General features: G+C 77.3%; 1 protein-coding gene. It reads left to right on the forward strand.

Annotation, left to right across the window (positions count from 1 at the left end):
* On the forward strand, positions 1–678 hold a 678-nt coding region (locus VR45_RS09730; RefSeq protein ID WP_045939279.1), incomplete at both ends, for an HAD-IC family P-type ATPase.

Below are 678 nucleotides of genomic sequence, written 5' to 3' on the forward strand. Positions count from 1 at the left end.
TTCACCGCCGCCGTGGCGGTGCTGATCATCGCCTGCCCGTGCGCCCTGGGCCTGGCCACCCCGACCGCCCTGATGGTCGGCACCGGCCGCGGCGCCCAGCTCGGCATCCTCATCAAGGGCCCCGAGGTCCTGGAGAACACCCGCCGGGTCGACACCGTCGTCCTCGACAAGACCGGCACCGTCACCACCGACCGGATGACCCTGCTCGCCGTCCACACCGCCGAGGGCACCACCGAGACCGAGGCCCTGCGCCTGGCCGGCGCCCTGGAGCACGCCTCCGAACACCCCGTCGCCGCCGCCGTCGCCACCGCGGCCGCCGAACGCCTCGGCACCCTGCCCGCCGTCGACGACTTCCGGAACGTCCCCGGCCTCGGCGTCCAGGGCGTCGTCGACGGCCACGCCGTCGTCGCCGGACGCGAGGCCCTGCTCACCGAGCACGCCCAACCACTGCCCGCCCCCCTCGCCGAGGCCAAGCGGGCCGCCGAGGCCGCCGGACGGACCACCGTCGCGGTCGGCTGGGACGGCGCCGCCCGCGCCGTGCTGGAGGTCGCCGACGCCGTCAGGCCCACCAGCGCCCGGGCCGTGGCCGAACTGCGCGCCCTCGGACTGCGACCGGTCCTGCTCACCGGCGACAACCGCGCCGTCGCCGAGGCCGTCGCCGCCGAGGTCGGCATCCCG

This window comes from Streptomyces sp. NRRL S-495, assembly GCF_000966955.1.
In the GTDB taxonomy this organism is placed as follows: Bacteria; Actinomycetota; Actinomycetes; order Streptomycetales; family Streptomycetaceae; genus Kitasatospora; species Kitasatospora purpeofusca.